The organism is Mycobacterium mantenii, assembly GCF_001667865.1.
GTDB classification, from domain to species: domain Bacteria; phylum Actinomycetota; class Actinomycetes; order Mycobacteriales; family Mycobacteriaceae; genus Mycobacterium; species Mycobacterium mantenii_A.
Window position 1 is genome coordinate 18,146 of sequence record NZ_LZJP01000130.1, and the last position, 20,117, is coordinate 38,262.

22 protein-coding genes are annotated in these 20,117 nt (G+C 66.9%); 7 read left to right on the plus strand and 15 right to left on the minus strand.

Features of this window, described 5'->3' with window-relative positions:
• Positions 1-38 precede the first annotated feature (38 nt).
• The 3 genes from A5688_RS25325 to A5688_RS25335 are packed head-to-tail and all read right to left on the minus strand — an operon-like array spanning position 39 to position 3,007.
• Entirely contained in the window at positions 39-1,196 is a 1,158-nt protein-coding gene (locus A5688_RS25325; protein ID WP_067834550.1) for an acyl-CoA dehydrogenase family protein, read from the minus strand.
• Complete coding sequence (locus A5688_RS25330) at positions 1,196-2,116, minus strand: LLM class F420-dependent oxidoreductase (protein WP_067834548.1); 921 nt, start codon at positions 2,114-2,116, stop codon at positions 1,196-1,198. Before A5688_RS25330 ends, A5688_RS25325 begins: the two co-directional genes overlap by 1 nt.
• 9 nt (positions 2,117-2,125) lie before the next feature.
• Complete coding sequence (locus A5688_RS25335) at positions 2,126-3,007, minus strand: acyl-CoA thioesterase (RefSeq protein ID WP_067834546.1); 882 nt, start codon at positions 3,005-3,007, stop codon at positions 2,126-2,128.
• A gap of 131 nt (positions 3,008-3,138) precedes the next feature.
• On the opposite strand from A5688_RS25335, the gene A5688_RS25340 reads away from it, so the two are divergent.
• The 4 genes from A5688_RS25340 (at position 3,139) to A5688_RS25355 (ending at position 5,951) form a co-directional block, all read left to right on the plus strand.
• On the plus strand, positions 3,139-3,615 hold the full coding sequence (locus A5688_RS25340) for an SRPBCC family protein (protein WP_067914754.1): 477 nt from the start codon (positions 3,139-3,141) through the stop codon (positions 3,613-3,615).
• Positions 3,616-3,685: 70 nt separating this feature from the next.
• Entirely contained in the window at positions 3,686-4,504 is an 819-nt protein-coding gene (locus A5688_RS25345; protein ID WP_067834542.1) for an SMP-30/gluconolactonase/LRE family protein, read from the plus strand.
• Positions 4,505-4,519: 15 nt separating this feature from the next.
• Positions 4,520-5,353 (plus strand): thioesterase family protein, encoded by an 834-nt coding sequence (locus A5688_RS25350; RefSeq protein WP_067914752.1) that lies wholly within the window; start codon positions 4,520-4,522, stop codon positions 5,351-5,353.
• 52 nt (positions 5,354-5,405) lie between these two features.
• Positions 5,406-5,951: a TetR/AcrR family transcriptional regulator gene (locus A5688_RS25355; protein WP_067834538.1), complete on the plus strand. Its 546-nt coding sequence runs from the start codon at positions 5,406-5,408 to the stop codon at positions 5,949-5,951.
• 28 nt (positions 5,952-5,979) lie between these two features.
• On the opposite strand, the gene A5688_RS25360 is transcribed toward A5688_RS25355, so the two are convergent.
• Positions 5,980-7,077: a patatin-like phospholipase family protein gene (locus tag A5688_RS25360; RefSeq protein WP_207546745.1), complete on the minus strand. Its 1,098-nt coding sequence runs from the start codon at positions 7,075-7,077 to the stop codon at positions 5,980-5,982.
• A 1,259-nt stretch (positions 7,078-8,336) separates the two neighbouring features.
• On the opposite strand from A5688_RS25360, the gene A5688_RS27605 reads away from it, so the two are divergent.
• On the plus strand, positions 8,337-8,666 hold the full coding sequence (locus A5688_RS27605) for a hypothetical protein (RefSeq protein WP_131812170.1): 330 nt from the start codon (positions 8,337-8,339) through the stop codon (positions 8,664-8,666).
• A gap of 238 nt (positions 8,667-8,904) precedes the next feature.
• Here the strand turns inward: A5688_RS27605 and A5688_RS25365 are convergent, their stop codons facing one another.
• The 7 genes from A5688_RS25365 to A5688_RS25395 form a co-directional block, all read right to left on the minus strand.
• Entirely contained in the window at positions 8,905-10,245 is a 1,341-nt protein-coding gene (locus tag A5688_RS25365) for an FAD-binding oxidoreductase (RefSeq protein ID WP_067914750.1), read from the minus strand.
• An 18-nt stretch (positions 10,246-10,263) separates the two neighbouring features.
• Complete coding sequence (locus A5688_RS25370) at positions 10,264-10,857, minus strand: DNA-3-methyladenine glycosylase I (RefSeq protein WP_067914786.1); 594 nt, start codon at positions 10,855-10,857, stop codon at positions 10,264-10,266.
• 18 nt (positions 10,858-10,875) lie between these two features.
• On the minus strand, positions 10,876-11,820 hold the full coding sequence (locus A5688_RS25375) for an aldo/keto reductase (protein WP_067914748.1): 945 nt from the start codon (positions 11,818-11,820) through the stop codon (positions 10,876-10,878).
• A complete protein-coding gene (locus tag A5688_RS25380) occupies positions 11,778-12,566 on the minus strand; it encodes a cysteine hydrolase (protein WP_067914746.1) in 789 nt (262 codons plus the stop codon). The genes A5688_RS25375 and A5688_RS25380 overlap by 43 nt, the downstream gene beginning before the upstream one ends.
• 103 nt (positions 12,567-12,669) lie before the next feature.
• Positions 12,670-13,260, minus strand: a complete 591-nt coding sequence (locus A5688_RS25385) for a TetR/AcrR family transcriptional regulator (RefSeq protein ID WP_067914744.1) — start codon at positions 13,258-13,260, stop codon at positions 12,670-12,672.
• A 56-nt stretch (positions 13,261-13,316) separates the two neighbouring features.
• On the minus strand, positions 13,317-14,057 hold the full coding sequence (locus A5688_RS25390; protein ID WP_067914742.1) for a glucose 1-dehydrogenase: 741 nt from the start codon (positions 14,055-14,057) through the stop codon (positions 13,317-13,319).
• 17 nt (positions 14,058-14,074) lie between these two features.
• The gene (locus tag A5688_RS25395) at positions 14,075-15,175 is read right to left on the minus strand and encodes an NAD(P)H-dependent amine dehydrogenase family protein (RefSeq protein ID WP_067914739.1); all 1,101 of its coding nucleotides are present in this window, start codon (positions 15,173-15,175) and stop codon (positions 14,075-14,077) included.
• A gap of 108 nt (positions 15,176-15,283) precedes the next feature.
• On the opposite strand from A5688_RS25395, the gene A5688_RS25400 reads away from it, so the two are divergent.
• Positions 15,284-16,189, plus strand: coding sequence for an alpha/beta hydrolase (locus A5688_RS25400; RefSeq protein ID WP_067914737.1), 906 nt, complete (start codon positions 15,284-15,286; stop codon positions 16,187-16,189).
• Here the strand turns inward: A5688_RS25400 and A5688_RS25405 are convergent.
• The gene (locus A5688_RS25405) at positions 16,186-16,821 is read right to left on the minus strand and encodes a TetR/AcrR family transcriptional regulator (RefSeq protein ID WP_067834528.1); all 636 of its coding nucleotides are present in this window, start codon (positions 16,819-16,821) and stop codon (positions 16,186-16,188) included. The genes A5688_RS25400 and A5688_RS25405 overlap by 4 nt on opposite strands.
• Before the next feature lie 158 nt (positions 16,822-16,979).
• On the opposite strand from A5688_RS25405, the gene A5688_RS27500 reads away from it, so the two are divergent.
• On the plus strand, positions 16,980-17,105 hold the full coding sequence (locus A5688_RS27500; RefSeq protein WP_003874194.1) for a hypothetical protein: 126 nt from the start codon (positions 16,980-16,982) through the stop codon (positions 17,103-17,105).
• A 66-nt stretch (positions 17,106-17,171) separates the two neighbouring features.
• Here A5688_RS27500 and A5688_RS25410 read toward each other — a convergent pair whose 3' ends face one another.
• The 3 genes from A5688_RS25410 to A5688_RS25420 are packed head-to-tail and all read right to left on the minus strand — an operon-like array spanning position 17,172 to position 20,076.
• On the minus strand, positions 17,172-18,596 hold the full coding sequence (locus A5688_RS25410; RefSeq protein ID WP_067834525.1) for an NAD(P)(+) transhydrogenase (Re/Si-specific) subunit beta: 1,425 nt from the start codon (positions 18,594-18,596) through the stop codon (positions 17,172-17,174).
• Positions 18,593-18,922, minus strand: coding sequence for an NAD(P) transhydrogenase subunit alpha (locus tag A5688_RS25415; RefSeq protein ID WP_064950966.1), 330 nt, complete (start codon positions 18,920-18,922; stop codon positions 18,593-18,595). The genes A5688_RS25410 and A5688_RS25415 overlap by 4 nt, the downstream gene beginning before the upstream one ends.
• Positions 18,923-18,942: 20 nt before the next feature.
• The gene (locus A5688_RS25420) at positions 18,943-20,076 is read right to left on the minus strand and encodes a Re/Si-specific NAD(P)(+) transhydrogenase subunit alpha (protein ID WP_067914736.1); all 1,134 of its coding nucleotides are present in this window, start codon (positions 20,074-20,076) and stop codon (positions 18,943-18,945) included.
• Positions 20,077-20,117 lie beyond the last annotated feature (41 nt).

Consider the following 20,117-nt stretch of genomic DNA (forward strand, 5'->3'; position numbering starts at 1 on the left):
CGAGTAACACCGTCGGTAACTACAGTCTCGCGGTAAAATCAGCGGCCGTAGCTAGGCCGCCCAAGCCCCAGCTCGTGCTGGGCGATCATGTTGCGAAACACCTCCATGGTGCCGCCATAGATGCCGGCGGGGACCCCGTGCCGGAAGATGAATTCCATCCCGCCATCGTCGGCGGAACCCGCTGTGTCGGTGGGCAACGCCGATGCGGCTCCCAGGATGTCCATCAATTCCGGTGAGATGTCACGCATTGTCTGGATGATCGCGACGCGTCCGTACATGCCGGGAGTCGACAGCGCCGCCTCGATGCGGGCCATGCTGCGCCCCAGCCGGTATTTCACCGAGTCGTCATCGAGCCCCGCCACGCGTGCCGCGACCCCGTCGGCCGCCTCGGCCATCAGCTGGCCGTGCTCGGACAGCATCGAAATGTTCTGCAGGCCATGGTCTGCCGGGTCGGTGATGCCATGCTCGGCGTCCAGGGCGAACCGCATCACCGTCCAGCCGCCGTTGACCTCGCCGATCCGGTAAAGGTCGTCGACCCGGACGTCGCTGTAGTAGACGATGTTGGTGCGGTCGCCGTCGACCGTGCGGATGCCCTGGATCTCGATCCCGGGGGTATCCAGCGGCACCAGGAACATGGTCAGGTTCTTGTGTTTCGGGCCCTGGGGATCGGTGTTGGTGAGCAGGAATACGTATTTGGCATTCTGCGCGTTCGAGGTGAACATCTTGGAGCCGTTGATGACCCAACTCGATCCGTCCGCCTCGCGCACCGCGCGGGTCTTGCAGGTGGCCACGTCCGAGCCGCCCTCGGGTTCGGTGTATCCCAGACACAGCCTGGTCTCGCCGGACAGCACGCCGGGCAGCAACGACTCGACGAGTTCGGGCGCCCCGAACTGCTGCACCAGCCGCGCGACGACCGCGGTGGTACCCCAGTGGAACCACGGCGTATGGGCGCGGCCGATTTCGAGGTGGAAGATTCGCCGGCGTACGGGGTCGAATCCCCCTTCGGACTCCAGCTTCCAGTCCGATGTCAGATACCCCGCTTTGCCCAGCGCCAAATGCACCGGCTCGCTGAAGTTTTCGCCGGTCTCGCGATCAAGGCGGCGCACCTCGTCCGTGACGTGTTCGGCCATGAAGGCCCGGGTCTCATCGAAGAATTTCTGATCCTCGGGCGAAAGCTCGACGCGGGAGAAGTCCATCAGGCCGCGTCGATCACGAGGGTGCGAAAACGCTCGAGGGTCTCTAGCGCGTGCGCCATGCTGTCGCCGGGCAGGTGGATGCTGACCCACGTCACGCCCAGCTTCTCCAGCGTCGCCAAACCCTCCAGGTAGGCGTCGGCGTTGAAGTCGTCGTCGGTGATGCTGCCGCCCTCGAAGTTGGTGAACGTGATGTCAATGGCCGACCAATCACGTTCGGCCGCATCACATCTGCGTCGCAGATCGTCGATGGCCGCCGAGAGCTGCTCGGTGGAGGTGATGGACGCGGTGCCCGCGGTCTGCGCCAGTTGCGGCGGCGCGGGAAACGGGCACCAGCCGTCGCCGTAGAGCGCCACCCGCCGGCGAGCGGTCGTGGTATTGCCGCCGATCCAGATCGGCGGATGCGGATCGCTGACGGGGCGCGGATGCGCGGTGATCCCCCGCGCACTGAAATGCTTGCCCTCGAACGAGATATCGTCGCCGGTCCAGATGGCCCGGATCACCTGTAGGGATTCCTCGAACAGCTCGGCGCGCTCGTCGTAGCTGATGCCCAGCGCCGCGAATTCGCGCTTCAGGTAGCCCACACCCACCGCGAGTGTGAATCGGCCACCGGAGAGCAGGTCCAGGGTTGCGCCGGACTTGGCCACCACGAACGGGTTTCGATAGGGCAGCACCACGATGTTGGGGATCAGTCGCAGCGTCGACGTGGTGGCGGCCGCGAAACCCAGTGCGACGAAAGGATCTAACGCATCGTGCCCGCCGGCCTCCAGCCATCGCTGCGAGGGCGCCGGATGATCGGTGAAGCCGAAGCCGTGGATCCCGGCCGCTTCCGTCGCGGCGGCCACCTTGCCGATCCCGTCCCCGCTCACCAGCTCCGGGTTGTAGGGATGGCTGTGCATCGGGTGGGTGATGGTGAACCGCATCGCTGCCTCTTAGAACCGTGCGCGCGAGTCGATCGCGGTGTCGCTGGTGCGCAGCGGCCGGATCAGCGCCTCCTGGGCGAACGAGGCCAGCAGTTCACCCTCTTCGGAGTGCACGGTGCCGCGCACGTACGACATGCCCGCGCCCACCTGGGTGCTCTCGTGGGTGTAGAGCAGCCACCCGGTCCAGTCCACCGGCTCGTGGAACGCCACCGAGATGCTCATCGGCGCGGTGGACACGGTCAGGTGCGCCTGGGCGGTGCCGATGCCCTCGTGCGCCCGCATCGTGGTGGAGATCCCGAGGTGGCCGGTGAAGTACGCGATCAGCGCCTTGGCCAACTCGTCGCGGGTGGGGATCGGGTCGTAGTGCAGCCACGCGTAGAGCTCCGGCGGGCCGACCTCGTCGGGGCTGTTGACGTCGACGACGTCGACCAGGCGCAGCTCGCGGCCGACCATCGGCATCGGTGAGTGGTGCGCGTCGGCCGGGGCGGCCACCTGCGGGCGCGGCAGGTGGTGACGGATGACGTCGTCGGTCGGGACGTCGGCCAGCACCGTGATGCTCAGGCAGCGCCGGCCGTTCTGGTGCACGGCGACCACGGCGGTGGCGGTGGAGCGGCCTTCGGATACGACGTCGAGGACGAGTTCGATGGGCGGCCCGACGGTGACCGCGCGCGAGAAGACCGCGTGCGCCGAGCGCACCGACTTGTCCGGGAACCGCTTGGCCACCGCGACGATCGCCTGCGCGAGCACCTGGGTGCCCTCCACCACCTGGCGTTCGTCGCCCGCGGCGATGCCGGTCTCACCGGTGAATCGGTCTTGCCCGTCTTCCCGCACGTCGAACAGATCCAGCAGGCCCTGCACCGTCCACTCGGTCTGCTCAGATTCCGTGGTCAATCCAGTCCGCCTCTCGCGCTCGCAGCTCAGCGCTCAGCGTGACACTTTGCGTAGGATTTGTAAAGCTTGGCTAACAAGGCGGCGGCCCGGCAAGTCCGCCGGACAGCGGGACGCTAAGGGAGGCAACACCATTGGGCATCGTGACCAGCACTTCAGAGACCGCGTTCACCCAGTCCGCCGAGACGGTGTACGACTTCGTCACCAATCCGCAGAACTGGACGAAGACCTACCCCGGCAGCGCGCACATCGGCAAATTGCCGGAGCTCCCGCTGAAGGTCGGTGACACCTGGGAGGAAGCCGGGCCCGACGGGAAGCGGATCTTCAGCTGGCAGCTGGCCGCCGCGGTGCGCCCGACGCTGTTCGTGTTCACCTCGATCGGGCGCCTGGGCCATGACCGCGACGGCAACGGCGGGATGGAGGGCCGCATCACGGTCTCCTACCACTTCACCCGGCCCGGGCAGGGCGTCACGCTGTTCTCGCGGACCATGACGATCGAGGCGTACAAACACGCCCCGCTGCCCGATGCGCTCATCGCCTCGGCCAACCCGGCCAACATCGACGCGTACCACGAGGCCGTAGCGCGGGAACTCGCCCGATCGGCAGATTGACACCGGTACCCGCGGTGCATGACACTTTTTCGGTGTTTTGTAAAGCGGGCCGATTTGCCGGAGTGCGCGGATGATTCCCGAGCCGCTGGCCAACGGGTTCTGCTTCGGCGAGGGCCCGCGCTGGTTCGAGGGCCTGCTGTGGTTCTCCGACATGCTGGGGGAAGCGGTCCACACCGCGACCATGGGCGGCTCGCTGACCACGCTGCCGCTGCCCGGCCACTCGCCGTCGGGTCTGGGCTTCCGTCCCGACGGGTCGCTGCTGATCGCGTCGACCGAGGACCGTCAGGTCCTGCGCTATGACGGCGAAACGGTCATCACCATCGCCGATCTCACCGACCTGGCGCCGGCCAACCTCGGCGACATGGTCGTCGACGACGCCGGCCGCGCCTACATCGGGTGCCAGGCGCTGCGCGGCGGCGTCATCATTCGTCTCGACCCCGACGACAGTGCGACCGTCGTGGCCGACGATCTGGACTTCCCCAACGGCATGGCGATCACACCGGATCGCACGACGCTGATCGTCGCCGAGTCGACGGGCCGGCGGCTGACCGCGTTTTCCATCGACGAGGACGGCGGGCTGTCCGATCGCCGGGTTTTCGCCGACGGCCTCGACGGGCCGCCCGACGGCATCGCGCTGGACGCCGAGGGTGGGGTGTGGGCGTCGATGACCCTGGCCCATCAGTTCGAGCGGATCGTAGCGGGCGGCACCGTGACCGACCGCATCGACATGGGCGACCGGGTCGCCATCGCCTGCGCCCTCGGCGGTCCGCAGCGCCGCACGCTGTTTCTGTTGTCGAGCACCGAGGCCTATCCTCAACGCCTGGTCGGCACCCGGCTTTCCCGGCTGGACGCCGTCACGGTGACCACTCCCGGCGCCGGCCTGCCCTGACCCGAGAGGTTGACGATGACCGACGCCTATTACGAGCTGATCGATCCGGCCGGCGACGACGCCGCCGCGCTGGGCGAGAAGTTCCGGGCGACCGATCTCGCGCGCGGCACCTGGTCGGCGGCCATCCAGCACGGCGGTCCGGTGTCGGCGCTGCTCGTGCGGGCGCTGGAGCGGTGCGAACAGCGCGACGACACCCGCCTGTCCCGGGTCGTCATCGACCTGCTGGGCGGGGTGCCGGCCGAGGGCGATCTGTGGGTGCGCGCCGAGGTGCAGCGCCCCGGCAAGCAGATCGAACTGCTCGGCGCCGAGATGCTGGCCCCCGGTCCCGACGGCACCCCGCGGCCGGTCGCGCGCGCCACCGGCTGGCGGTTGCAGCAGCAGGACACCCAGACCCTGGCGCACGCCGCGGCGCCGCTGCCGGGGCCCCGGGCCGAGGCCTTCAACCGCAACCTGAAGGCGCGGGACTGGGACCGCAATTACGTGCACAGCCTTCAGTGGCTGTGGCTGACCGAGCCGCTGAGCCCGGGCCCCGGCGAATCCTGGATCAACCCGACCGTCGACCTGGTCAACGGCGAGTCCATGACGCAGCTGGAACGGTTGTTCGCGGTGGCCGACTGCGCCAACGGCATCGGCAGCAAGCTGGACATCACCAAATGGACGTTCCTCAACACCGACCTGGCCGTGCACGTGTTTCGTGTTCCCGACGGCGACTGGATCGGCATTCGCTCGGAGACCAGTTACGGGCCGGACGGCATCGGGACGACGATCGGCACGTTGTTCGACGAGCAGGGCGCGGTCGGCGCCATCCAGCAGTCGGTGCTGGTGCGCCGACGCCCTCCTCGGGCCTAACGTGGGAGCGAATGACCATGACACCTCGGCGATACTTCGAAAAGCTTGACTCATGAGCCACCCGGTCCGGGCGACGACGATCGCCGACACCGACACCTCGACCCGTCAGCGGATTCTGGCGGCCACCGCCGAGGTGCTGGGCCGAAACGGCAAGACCAAGCTCAGCCTGTCCGACGTCGCCACCCAGGCGGGCGTCTCCCGGCCGACGCTGTACCGCTGGTTCGCGTCCAAAGAGGAGTTGTTGTCGGCGTTTTCGAGCTATGAGCGCCAGATCTTCGAAAGCGGTCTGGTGAAAGCCACCGCCGGCCTGAAGGGCGTGGACAAGCTCGACGCCGTGCTGCGGTTCATCGTCGAATACCAGCATTCGTACTCCGGTGTGCGCATGGTCGACGTCGAACCCGAGCACACCATCGCCCAGTTCTCCTGGGTCATCCCGCAGATGCGCGAGGGCCTGCAGCGCCACCTGCCCGGGCCCAATGCCGCGGTCAAGGCCGCGACGGTGATCCGGATTGCGATATCGCACTACATCGTGCGAAGCGACGACGCCGAGCAGTTCTTGGCGCAGTTGCGGCACGCCGTCGGGATCAAGGGCAGCTAGTCGAACCTGCGGAAGTCACGGCTGGACCTCACCCGCGGCGTCGGCGGTTAGTTCGGCGGTCCTGACCCGGGGGGTGAGCCTCGGTCCAGGCGGCCAGGAACTTGCCCGCCGCGGCCTCGCCATTGGCGAACAGCTTGTCACGCTGGTCGGTCGTCAGCCCGAAATCGGTGCTGGCGATGCCCATCGTGTCCACATACACCGTCCGGGCGCCGACGCCCTCATCGGCCAGCGGGTAGCGGTTCCACTCGCCCATGGCCGTGTGCGCGATCGAGACGACCTCGCGGAGATCGCCCTGCACCGGCACGTCCGGGGTGTTCAGCGCCGGCTGCGACGAGAGCTTGATACCGAACGTCGGCCACCGGTTAGGCCGGCCGTCGGTCCGGTCGAATACGGTCACCGGGAAGTTCTGCAGCAGCCCGCCGTCGACCCAGGTGCAGGCGCCCAGGACCGTCTTCTGCTCAAAGGGCTGGAAGAAGAACGGGATCGACATCGACGCGCGGACCGCGTCCACGATCGGATAGCTGTCGATGACCTCGATCTGCCGGGCCGGATCACCCTGATCCTTGCTGCTCAGCAGATAGTAGGGCAGGTCCCAGGGCAGCCGGACCAGGGCGCCGCGGGTCAGGTCCGAGGTGTGGGTGACCAGCCGGTAACGCTGGTACGGGGCCAGGGAGGTGCCCTCGTCGCTGGTGATCTTGAGGTCGGCGAATGTCCGGATGCCCAGCGGTTCCAGCTTCGAGGTCAGCCACTCTCGGACGTAGGAACTGGCGTACAGGCCCTGGTGGCTGACCAGCGCGGTGGCGTCCCCGATCAGGCCCAGGTGCTTCTCGGCCCAGGTCTTCTGCATGAACTGGGTGTAGTCCAGCTCGGCCATATCCGTCTGTAGCTGGGTAAGCGGGACGTTGCCGACCTGATATGCGGCGATGAGGGCGGCCACAATGGCGCCGGCCGATGTGCCGCCGATCCGCGGAAAGACAAACCCCGCGTTATGCAGGGTCAGAACGGCCCCGGCCAGGGCGATCCCCTTGACTCCCCCGCCCTCGAGAACAAGATCCGCGCCCGACCCGGCCTGCGCTTGCTCTTCCAGTGTCATGCCCTGACCCGCCTGACCGCCCGCCATTGTCATGCCTGCCTCCGCGAACTCCGGGAAAATATGACCTAAGTACAGGCCTGAGGTCCGCCTACTGTCCAGCAAATGCCGTATTTCGGCGCCGGGCTGAGGGTCCTGGCAATCCTCCAACGCGCTAGACAAGCCCAGATACGTTGAGATGTTTGCTTTTCGTGCGATTCCACACCGCACTCGGCGGCCAACCACCGGCCAGCCGCGTACCTAACCTCTCAGGTCAGTACACCTATGGGAGGAGTTGCTCGTTGCGGTTGGCTGCGGTGGGGGTGTCCAACTTGCGGAGTAGCATGTTGCGCCGACGCATCTCCGCTTCAGCGCTGGCTTTGCAGTTCCTCGAGCAGGATCGTGCTGACCGGCCGCCAGCTCGACCAGCGCCAGATATGGGGCCGGAACAACCTGTGCGAGTGTGCAAGTCAGACTTCTGCCCTACTTCCACCTATCCGGATCGGACGCGTGTACAACAACGGTCTCAGTCCGGGTCGGATTCTGCACACTCGACTTCGGAGTGGTGCAAGGAGATCAATTAATGAGGCTCATTGAAAACCCCCATTGTGCGAAACTGAGTGCGTGACACAGCAAAGCGCATCGTGGACGGATGCGGCAAAGCATATTCCGAAGGTCGGTGGGCCTGTTGGTGGCCTTGTTACCTTTGGATGCCTCGCCCTAGATAAGAGCCACGAATTCGGCTGGTGGCGGATAGGACTTATCGCAGCCCTGGTAGCCGTGCTCCTAACCGGTGTGCTGCTCTGGGCCAAGAACACTAAGTTCCAGCGCCCAGTTGCCATAGGAGTAGTGGTTCTGTTGGTCGCCGGAACTGTCGGGATATTTTTTGTGCCTGGTGGCTCATCAGACGCCGCGGTGAAGCAAGAAGCTGCGCCGCGGCCACCGGCACCCCTTCCGCCAACTCATGTTGACCCGAACCCACCGGCGGAAGGCGAGCCACTCAACCACGTATGCCAAAACGCTCCTCCGGCAGCGCAGTTCCAGCCAACAAGGGTAGATGTCTGCGTGATGTTCTGGTGCGAAGGCACGTACCGATCATCCAGAGACGGTTCCGACATCCCGGGCCGTGGGCAAATCAAACTGAGACCATTGATCTACAACGGGACCTCGAAACCACTCGACCTTTCGATCGCTAATCCCGCCGCCGTCCGCCTGTTGGTTTCCACGGATAGGCCGCCCGCGGACTGGTGGCAACCACACGAGGCCACGCGCAAGCAGGGCGATCGACCAATCGCGGTGACACGTCCAATGGTCAGATGGTTTGGTCGATTCCACCAAACCAGCCTGGAGATTCGGTCGAAATCAAGCTGCCGAACGGCATGGAGATCTGGGACAGCTTCGCCACGCTGAAGTGGGACTATGGAGTGAAGGCTCCTGGCGAAACAGCCTCTAAGCCTTTGCGTTTCGACGCTAACCAGCACGCCATCCAGGAGGGAGACCTCGTGTTCGACGTTCCACGTGACGACAAGAGTCGCGTGATTGGCTTAGCAGTCGTGGACCGAAAAGACCCCGAAAACCCAAACTCACTTGCCTTCCGACCAAGAGATGAATGGCCGCCGCAGCCCTCGGACCTCAATTCGTTCTGACGGATCGGCGACATGAAGCTCACGAACTATTTGGCGTATGAAGAACTCAGCCGCAGGACGCACATCGACTGCGACAGTGCTGAGGACGGCGCGTCACGTGCGGCCCAAGCCGACGCTGTCCTGCATGTGCCCATACCATGCTGCCCTCGCCGCGCACGGGCCCGTCGCGAACTCATCCCCGCGTAATGTCCCATCGCAGAAAATCGCTGGAAGGTTACGGCTTCGCCGCACTCGCGGTCTAATCGAAAAGTACCGCGGCATTGAGGAATCCAGTCGGATCCAGCGCGGCTTTGACCGTACGCATCGCCGCGATGTCGGCGGCCTCGCGGGACATACCAAGGTAGGGCCGTTTGCGGCTGCCGACGCCGTGTTCGGAGCTGACGTTGCCCCCGCAGCGCGCGATGAGGTCCATCATCGGCTCGTACAGCGCGATTTCCCGGTCGGCCGGGCAGCGCAACACATTCAGATGCAAGTTGCCCTCGCCGATGTGGCCGAACAGCACCGGCAGCGCGTCGCGTGCATGGGTGTGCACCAGATCGACCGCGCGCCTTTCGAATTCACCGATCGACGACAGCGGCAGCGAGACATCGAACTTCAGCGGCGGCCCGTACACACCGAGCACCTCGGCCAGCGATTCGCGGACCTGCCACAACCGTTGCTGCGCAACAAGATCCACGCCGACCGCGGGTTCGCCACACATCGGCACGTCATCGAGCAGCTCGGCGAGCCGTTCGGTCTGGTCGTGATCGGCCGCCAACTCCACCAGCAACAGCCACTCGCCGGAGACCGGTGAACCGACGCCGCGATGCTCGCCGGTCAGCGCGGCGGCCCGGCCGTCGATCAGTTCCAGGGCCGCGATGCCATCCACGTCGCGGAACGCCCGGCCCGCCTCCACCAGCGCCTCGAGGTCGGCGAACCCGCAGATCGCCGTCACCCGATGCGACGGCGTGGCGTGCAGCCGCAGGTCCAGTTCGGTGATGACGCCCAGCGTGCCCTCGGCGCCCACGAACAGCGCCGGCAGGTCGTAGCCCGTGTTGTCCCGGCGCACCCGGCTGTGCCGGCGCAGCAGCGTGCCGTCGGGCAGCGCCACCTGCACGCCGACCACCTGCTCGCCCATGTTGCCGTACCGAACCGTGCGCAGGCCGCCGGCGTTCGTCGAGGCCATGCCGCCGACGGTCGCGGTGTCGCGGGCCGCCAGGTCCACGCCGAACACCAGACCGGCCGCGCCTGCGGCCCGTTGCACAGCGGCCAGGGTGGCTCCGGCGCCGGCCTCGATGCGGCGTTCGACGGTGTCGACGTCAGCGACGGCGTGCAGCCGCTCGGTGGACAACAACACGTCGTCGTGCTCGGGCACGGTGCCGGCCACCAGCGAGGTCCGACCGCCCTGCACCGTCACGTGTGCCCCGGCATCCCGGCACACCCGCAGCACCTCGGCGACCTGCTCGGCCGTGCCCGGCCGCACCAGCGCGCTCGCCTTGCCCCGGTACCGGCCGGTGTGGTCGACGCTGCGCGCCGCCAGCACATCAGAATCGGCGACGACGTGGTTCGAACCGACCACCTCGGCCAGACTGCGCAGCATGCTCGCGGTTATAGCACCTCACGCCGGGGCGCGGAAACAGCCCTCGAAATGACCGTTCTCGATCCCGACGGTTTGCATGAACGAGTGGGCGACGACCGGACCAACAAGTCGAAAACCCGCTCCGTGCAACGCCGCTGAGAGGCGGTGCGACTCCGGGGACACCATCCGGCCATCGGCCCAGGTCCGGAGGCGATGGTGGGTGCGCGGCCGATGGCGCCACGCCAGTTGGGACAGCGGGTGTTTCGTCAGCAGGCGGGCGTTGTGCAGCGTGGCTTCGATCTTTCGCCGATTGCGAATGATCGTGGTGTCGAGCATCAACCGTTCGACGTGGTCGGGCGTCATCTCCGCAACCGCCGCCGGGTCGAATCCGTGAAACGCCGCGCGCAGGTTCTCCCGCTTGTCGAACACGATCGCCCAGGACAGGCCGTTCTCGAAGTAGGTCAGCGCAAGCGCCTCGAAGAGCACCGCCTCGTCGTGTGTCGGGATTCCCCACTCGTGATCGTGATAGGCGGTCAGGTCGCGGCCCGTCTGGGTCGCCCACCGGCAGCGGGTGATGCCGTCGGGACCGGATACCACGGTGACGAACTCGGGAGGCACGCCGACACCGGCCATCGCCTTCACGCGGCGACCCTAGCCCCGGGGGACCTCGGCGAAGCCCGGCTCACCCGCGTCGACAACGGAGTTGAACCGGATCCGGGTTTCGAGACGCTCGTTGATCTCTTGGAGCGCGCTCTCGGGAAGCTCGGTGACATCGAAGTTCTCGCGGATGCGCGCCGGCGTCACCGATGCCGTGAGCACCGCGCTGCCGCGCTGGATGCCCCAGGCCAGCAGCACTTGCGCGGGGGTCTTGCCGAGACTCCGGGCGATCGAGACCACGAGAGGGTCATCGAGCAGCCGCGGTTCCAGGGCGTGCCCGAGTGAGGCGAACGCCAAGAGGATGACCCCGTCCGTCTCGCGCATTCGGTGGAGTTCCCACTGGGGGTGATACGGATGCGACTCGACCTCCACGACCGCCGGCTTGATGCGGGCGGTTTCGGTGACGTTCCTGGCGCCTTCGGCGTCGATGTCGGAGAGGCCTATCGCGCGGGTAAGTCCCTCATCGACAAGGCTTTCCATGGCCGCCCAGGTTTCCGCCAGGGTCACCCCGTCGTCGTAGACGACGGCTCCGTGGATGTCGCGGGGGTCCTGGTCGTCGCCGGGCTTGAACGCGAACGGTGTGTGCACCAGATACAGATCGACCGCGTCGAGCCCGAGTCTGTTCAGGCTGGCCCGCAGCGCGGGCTTCACCCGCTCCGGTCGGTGGTTGTTGTTCCACAGCTTGGTGGTCACAAAAAGTTCCTCGCGGCGGACCGTGCGTTGCGCGAACAGCTCCTTGAGCGCCGCGCCGACCTCGGCTTCGTTGCGGTACCGCTCGGCGGCGTCGAGGTGGCGGAATCCCGCCTCGACCGCGGTCTTGACGGCATCTCGGGTCCTGGTGTTGTCGGACAGTGAGGTCCCAAACCCGAGCGCCGGGATCTCGCCGCTGCCGTCGTTCAAGGCGAATCTGCGCTGACTGAGGGTCTCGTTCGATGCCATGGCCGGTCTCCTTGTTTATTATCGAATTTGTTGTGCGCAACGTGTTTCGTAAGCTGCGCGACGGCTTCGGCGGTCGTCCAGACGGCACTGGCGAGGAATCGGAAATTCACCAGGGCGGCGAGGTAGCCGTCGCCCTCGGGAAGCCGCGGGCCTGCGGTGGCGTCCTTGACGACCGCGACCTCGAAGCCCTGCTCGATGAGTTCGCGCAGGTGACCTTCCACGCAGAGGTTGGCGGCCATCCCCGCCAGGACGACCTGGCTCACGCCGCGCTTGCGCAGTTGCAGCACGAGGTCGTTCGATTCGGGTCCGACGATCTTGTGCGGGGAGGCGATGACGGTTTGCCCGTCGTGGATGTGATGGGAGTAGGCGGGCAGGAAGTCGGCACCGGACCCGGCGAATCCGTCCGTCGTATAAGCGCTTTGGCGGCCAAACATGCCGGCGGAATTCATGAAATTCTCGAGCGGGCCACCGAACAACCACTGGCCGTCGGTTGGGTAGAAGTAGTGCGGAGACACCGCCACGGTGAGGCCGGTCCGCTTCGCGGCATCGAGCAGCTCGCCGATGTGAGTGACGGTGTGGTTGTCGCGGATGCTGTCGCCGAACACCGGCCATGCGGCGCCGTCGGGGCTCAGGAAATCGATCTGCGGATCGGTGATGACGAGCGCGGCGCGCTCGACGTAGAGCTCGAACTCGGACGCCGGCAGCGCGGGCGTTCGCGGTTCTGCGTAGATGCTCGGCTCTGGCATGAGGGCCACCCTTGCGGCTCGTCTGACGATTGGCATTTGTAGGATAGATGACCAGTCGTCTATCTAACAAGCCGCAGCGTACATCCATTCCGCCTTCGGCTCGTCAGTGCAGCAGAGCCGGAACGGTGTGCGCTTCGAATCGGTCGTAGGGCGCGCGGCTGCGGGTCACCTTCCCCCGCAGGGCGGCGCCTTCCCACGCCTCGATCAGCTGCGATGCGAGCTCTCCCGCGGCGAGATCCCGTCGCACCCCACCGGAGCGCCGCTGGCCAGACCGCACACATTCGGTCACGGCCGCGCCCCAGCGGTCGAGAATGCGCATGATCTCGGTGCGTACGGCTTCGCTCGTGCCACCCAATTCGAGCGACAGGTTGCCGATCAAGCAGCCGAGCAGGAAATCGCCGGCCTCGTGCTCGTCGGCGAGCGCGTGGAAGAAGCGGGTGATGCGTTCCTGCGCCGGCCCGTCCTCATCGAGGATTGGGAGCAGCCGCGCCTCGATGTCGGCCCAGTAGTGCGCGAGAATTGCCGCGGCAAACGCCTCTTTGCTCGAAAAGTACGCGTAGAACGAGCCTTTCGGCACGCCGGCCGCGTCGGTGATGTCCTTGACCCCGCTGGCCGAGAATCCGTGCGCGTGCACGAGGTCGAGCCCCGCCGCGAGCAGGCGATTGCGCACCTCGGAGTTCGGCGGGCGCGGCATGCCGTCGATATTAGCCGACCGGTCACTTACCTTTGCCGAATCGCGCCGTTCCGCCGCTAGAACTCCTTGTGATTCACGTCGGTGATCAGGCCGCCGTCCATCACGAACTCGCTGCCGGTGGAGTAGGAGGACTCGTCGCTGGCCAGGAAAAGCACGAACGTCGCGACTTCCCGGACCTCGCCCGGACGCCCGAGCGGGATCGTCACCATGTCCTCGGGCAGGTGGGCGGTCATCGGGGTGCGGATGAACCCCGGATGCACCGAGTTCACCCGAATGTTGTGCGGCGCCAGCTCCAATGCCGCCGACTTCGCCAGCCCGCGCACGCCCCACTTGGACGCGACGTAGGGGTGCACCATGGGCGCGCCGCGCAGGCCCTCGATGGACGACACGTTGATGATCGAGCCGCCCCCGGCCTCGATCATCGGCTCGACCGCGGCCCGCATACCCAGGAACGTCCCGGTCAGGTTGACGTCAATCACCTTCTGCCACTTGGCCAGATCGAAGCTCTTCAGCGGGCCGAGCGCGACGGTGCCGGCGTTGTTGACCAGCACGTTGAGCTTGCCGAATTCGCCGATCGCGGTGGCGACGGTGGCGTCCCACTGGTCGGGCTGGGTGACGTCGAGGTGCACGTAGCGCGCGGAGTCGCCGAGCTCGTCGGCCAGCGCCTTGCCCTGGTCGTCCAGGATGTCGCCGATAACGACCTTGGCGCCTTCCTCGACCAGCAGGCGCGCGTCTTCGGCGCCCATCCCGCCGGCGCCACCACTGATCAGCGCTACCTTGCCGTCTACCCGACCCACGTGGGTCTCCTTTCGATTTAGGTGGTCACCAAAGTGCTTGGTGCGTAAAGGCCTTTGCCCGTTACCAGCGGCAAATCGAGTGTGTTCCGGATGCCCGGCGGCGCCGCGATCACGGCGGGAATGGCGTTGACGACGCGGCCCGCGGCGCCCGCGATCGCCGCGTGGTTGTGGTCGCCCTTGCGGCTGCTGGGGATGATGTCGACGGCGTACGACGGCTCGCCGGTGATCTCGACGCGGTAGGAGCCGTCGCCGGAGGCGGGCTGGGGAAGGTCGGGGCGCAGGTCGGGCCGCAGCCGGGTGACGTGCTCGATGACGATCGCGGGGTGCCCCTTGACCATGCCGCGAATCTCGAACTGCAGCACGGCAACCGTGCCCTTGGCCACCTGGCCGATTGCGATGTCGAAATCCTCGGGGGCGGGCTCGCGTTGGTAGGACTCGGTGATCTCGTCGACCTCGATGCCCAGGCCAGCCGCCAGCTGACGGATCGCGGTCCCCCAGGCGATGCTGAGGATGCCCGGCTGCAGCAGCATCGGGATCTCGTCCATGGGCTTGGCGAATCCCATGTAGTCCATGACCTCGGTCCCGTTGTACGACGCGTAGTCGTGAATCTCCATGCAGCGCACCTGCTCGATGCGCTGACAGGTGCCCGCGAGCGCGAACGGGATCAGGTCGTTGGCGAATCCGGGGTCTACTCCGCTGATGAAGATGCTCGAATTGCCTTGCTTGGCAGCGTCTTCCACGCGGGCGATGTATTTGTCGGGCATGACACCCCACGGGTACTGCAGCAGCCCCGGCGACGACCCGACGACGTTGATGCCGGCGGCCAGGATGCGCATGACGTCGGCCATCGCCTCGGGCAGCCGGGTGTCACCCATCGCGCAGTACACGACGCAGTCGGGTTTGGCGGCGATGATGGCGTCCAGGTCGTCGACGGCGGTGACACCGGTGACGACACCGGCGTCCAGGCCGACGCCGCACAGCTCCCCGGCGTCGCGGCCCACCTTCTCGGGCGTGGAGACGCATACCCCGGTCAGCTCGTACTGCGGGTTGGTGATGAGTTCGGCGAGGGCCAGCCCTCCGACATTTCCGGTGCCGACGTGCGCGACGCGGATCGCCATGAGAGTCTCCGTCCGTTGAGCGCTCAAAAACTTTTCTAGACACTAGTCCATTAATTTCGACGCGCATACCTGGCTGGTCACGATCGACCGAGGCAGAATCAATCGCTGATGACACCACGCGAAGACCTTCGGTTCCCGTCCGGCGACGACCTGATCAGCGCCTGGCTCTACCGGCCGCCGGGCGACGGGCCCGCGCCGCTGCTGGTGATGGCACACGGCCTGGGCGCGGTGCGCGGCATGCGGCTGGACGCGTATGCGGAGCGGTTCAGCGCGGCCGGCTACGGCTGCCTGGTGTTCGACTACCGCAACTTCGGCGACAGCGAGGGCCGGCCGCGTCAGGTCGTCGACGTCGGCATGCAGCTCGCCGACTGGGTCGCGGCCGTCGCCTACGCCCGCACCCTGCCGGGGATCGATCCCGACCGGATCGGCTTGTGGGGCACCTCTTTTGGCGGCGGCCATGTGATCGCCACGGCGGCCGAGCTGCCGGGCATCGCCGCGGCCGTTGTCCAGTGCCCGTTCACCGACGGGCTCGCGTCGGCCCGCACCATCACCAACCCGCTCACCGCCGCGCGCATGACCGCGCGGGCGGTCCGCGACGCGCTCGCCGGCCGGCGGGGCAGGCCGCCGGTGATGGTCGCGACGGCCGGCAAGCCCGGCGAGGTCGCGCTGATGAACACGCCCGACGCGTATGCGGGCTACCTGCGGCTGGTGCCCGACGGGGTTTCATTCCCCAATGAGGTCGCCGCCCGAATCGCGTTGCATATCTTCAGCTATCGCCCGGGTCGCGCCACACCCAAGATCAACTGCCCGATCCTGTTCTGCGTGTGCGAAGCCGACTCGTTGGCACCCGCGGCGGCGACGCTGCGGCACGCGGCCAACGCGCCCCGCGGCGAGGTCAGGCTCTATCCAGAGGGCCATTTCGCGATCTACGTCGACGACGCCTTCGATCGGGTGGTCGCCGACCAGGTCGCGTTCCTCGACGAGCACCTCAAACTCAAAGGTGCGCGCGCCTAGGGCCCCAGCGGAGAGGTCGTGCGGATGGCCTCGTCGCGGATCAGCCCACGCAGCAGCGCGGTGCTGAACTCGGCGGCGATCTCCTTGGCCGACCGCCGTCCGCTGGGCCGCAACCAGCGATAGCTGCCCAGTGTCATGCCGATGTAGCCCAGCGCCAGCACGTGCGAGTCGCACTCGTAGAACTCGCCGCTGGCGATTCCGCGGTCGATCAGTCCGTGCACGTGCCGGTAGACCTGAGCTTCCTTCTCACGGACCTCGGCGACCTGCTCGGTGGTGAACCACTCGGTGATGTAGGGCGCCTCCTGGAAGTACACCGCGGCCCGCTCGGGATCGCTGGCGATGCCGGTCAGCAGCCGGACCGTGTACTGGTAGAGCGCCTCGCGCGCCGTCCAGGACGGGTCGTCGTGCACGGCGGCCAGCGTGCCCTCGGCGGCCTGACGGTAGATGTCGAACAGGATCAGCGACTTGCTGGCGTAATAGTGATAGACGGTCGCCTTGTTCAGGCCGATCACGTCGGCCACATCGTCCATCCGGGTGCCGTGATAGCCGCGCGCCGCAAACAGCTTGGTGGCAACCGCCAGCAGCTCTTCGCGCCGGGTCAGCCCATTCGGGGTGATGCTGTCGGTGGGCATCTGTTCTCACTATCGTCGGTATGGCCTGGCCAGGGCCAGTTCGGCCAGAATAGCTATCAATCAACTGGTTGGACAGTTTAAGCAAAACGCCGGGTGTCACGTGCAGGCGTATGCGACTAGACTCCTTCTCGAACGCGATGAGTCGAGAGGTGGGGCCGATGGATCCGAGTCCGGACTACGACGGAAGCGACGAGATCGAGTTCTTCATGCGGTACCTGACCTGGGGCTTGCGTGGCGTGACCGATGGCAACGGATACCCGCCCCCGGCGTACCCGCCCGTCTAAAACACCAGTCTTTTTCGTGGTGACCCGCTGCGCCCAGCTCCGCTGCGCTTGCGATCACCACGATGCCTATAGCGCCTTGAGTTCCTCGGCGACCTCGGTCACCGATTTCTTCGCGTCGCCGAACAGCATGCTGGTGCCCTCGCCGTAGAACAGCGGGTTGTCGATGCCGGCGAAGCCGGAGTTCATCGACCGCTTGAGCACGATCACCGACCTGGCCTTGTCCACATTGAGGATCGGCATGCCGTAGATGGGGCTGGACGCGTCGTTGCGGGCCGCCGGGTTGGTGACGTCGTTGGCGCCGATGACGATCGCGACGTCGGTGCGGGCGAACTCGTCGTTGATGTCGTCCATGTCCTTCATGGCGTCGTAGTCGACCTCGGCCTCGGCCAGCAACACGTTCATGTGCCCCGGCATCCGGCCGGCGACCGGGTGGATCGCGTACTTGACCTCCACACCCTTCTCCTCCAGCAGCGACGCCATGTCCTTGACGGCGTGCTGGGCCTGCGCGACGGCCAGCCCGTAACCGGGCACCACGATCACCTGGTTGGCGTAGGCCATCTGGATCGCGGCGTCGGCGGCCGAGGTGGCCTTGACGGTCTTGTCGCCGCCGTCGCCGCCACTCGGGGCGACCCCGCCGCCGCCGAAGCCGCCGGCGACGATCGCCGGGATCGAGCGGTTCATGGCCTTGGCCATCAGGTTGGTCAGGATCGAGCCGGACGCGCCGACGATCATGCCCGCCACGATCATCGCGGTGTTGTTCAGCGCCAGGCCCGCCGCGGCGGCCGAGAGGCCGGTCATCGCGTTCAGCAGCGAGATGACCACCGGCATGTCGGCGCCACCGATCGGCAGCACCACCATCAGGCCCAGCACGCCGGCCGCGGCGAGCAGGCCGATCATCCACCACAGCGGCGCCCCACCGGTGCCCGGATGGGCGTGCAGACCGATCACCACCGCAGCGGCCACCGCGGCCGCCAGCAGCAGCAGGTTGACCGGCTGTTGCGCCCTGCCGAAGCCGATCGGCGAGCCGGAGATGATCTCCTGCAGCTTGCCGAACGCGATGATCGATCCCCAGAACGAGATCGACCCGATGATCGCGGCGAACAACGAGGCCACCACGATGTGCACGGTCGGCGACTCGCCGTGCTGGAAGGCCGAAAAGCCGCTTGTCTCAATGAATTCCGCGAGCGCGATCAGCGCGACGGTGCCACCGCCGACGCCGTTGAAGAACGCGACCAGCTGCGGCATGGCGGTCATCTTCGTGTAGCGGGCCGGCGGGACGCCGAGCACCACACCCACCACCAGGCCGGCGATGATCAGCACCCACTGGTCGGTGTGGCGGATCTTGATCAGGGTCGCCGTGACGGCCAGCGCCATTCCCACCGCGGCGATCAGGTTGCCGCGCACCGCCGTCTTGGGTCCGGTCAGGCCCATCAAGCCGTAGATGAACAGCGCGAAGGAAATGATGTAGAGGCCGATAACCAAGTAGTTCATTTGGCCGCCGGCTCCTCACTTTTGGCGGGCACGGGTTTCTTCTTGCCCTTGAACATGCCCAGCATGCGGTCGGTGACGATGAACCCGCCGATGACGTTCAGCGTGCCGAACACCACCGCGACGAACAGGATGATCTGCACCGCCAGGGAGGGATGCTCAACCGAGCCGAACACCACCAGCGCGCCCAGCACCACGATGCCGTGGATGGCGTTGGTGCCCGACATCAGCGGCGTGTGCAGCGTGTTGGGCACCTTGGAGATGACCGCGAACCCGACGAATCCGGACAGCACCAGGATCGCCAGGTTGGCCAATAGCTCGTCGTACATGTCGTCCTCTCAGGCCCGGATTAACCGCGCCGCTCCTCAGCATCGCTTCGCTCTGCATCGTCGCCGGCGCGCGTCACGCAGGAGTCCGCGATGACCTCGTCGTCGAAGTCGGGGGCCAGCTTGCCGTCGGTGAGCAGCAGGTCCAGCAGTGCGGTGATGTTCTTGCTGTAGAGCTCGCTGGCGTGTTCGGGCATGGTGGCCGGCAGGTTCAGGGGCGAGGCGATGGTGACGTCGTGCTTGACGACCGTGCGCCCGGGCTCGGTGAGCTCGCAGTTGCCCCCGGTCTCCCCGGCCAGGTCGACCACCACGCTGCCGGGCTTCATCGCCTCCACCGCCGCCGCGGTGACCAGACGCGGCGCCGGGCGTCCCGGGACCAGCGCCGTGGTGATCACGACGTCGAATCCGGCGATCGCGTCCTCCAGCGCCTTCTGCTGCTGGGCGCGCTCCTCGTCGGTGAGCTCGCGGGCGTACCCGCCCTCACCGGACGCGTCGATGCCGATGTCGAGCCACTGCGCCCCCACCGACCGGACCTGGTCGGCCACCTCGGGGCGGACGTCGTAGCCGGTGGTGCGCGCGCCCAGCCGCTTGGCCGTCGCCAGCGCCTGCAGCCCGGCCACGCCCACCCCGAGCACCAGCACGGTGGCGGGCTTCACGGTTCCGGCCGCCGTCGTCAGCATCGGGAAGAAGCGGGTGGACTCCGAGGCCGCCAGCAGCACGGCCTTGTAACCGGACACGTTGCCCTGCGACGACAAGGCGTCCATCGCCTGGGCGCGCGAGATCCGCGGAATGGCCTCGAGCGCGAACGCCTGCACGCCGCCCTGCTTGAGCGCGCCGATCGAGTTCTCGGCGTTGCGCGGCGCGAGGAAACCGATCAGCGTCTGGCCGCTACGCAACTTCGCAACCTCGGCCTGTGTCGGCGGGGCGACCTTGACCACCACCTCGGCGGCCCACGCGTCGCCGATGGTGGCGCCGGCCTCGGTGTAGAGCGCGTCGGGCAGCAGGGCCCGTTCACCCGCGCCGGACTCGACCACCACCGCCACGCCGTTGCTCACCAGCGAGGCCACCGCCTTCGGCACCAGCGCAACCCGCCGCTCGTCGGCACCGGATTCGGCGACCACTCCTACCTTGACCGCGTGGGTCTGCGCATCTGTCATGGCGCGTACATCTACTTTCCGTACTTTCCTGCCGTTTGAAT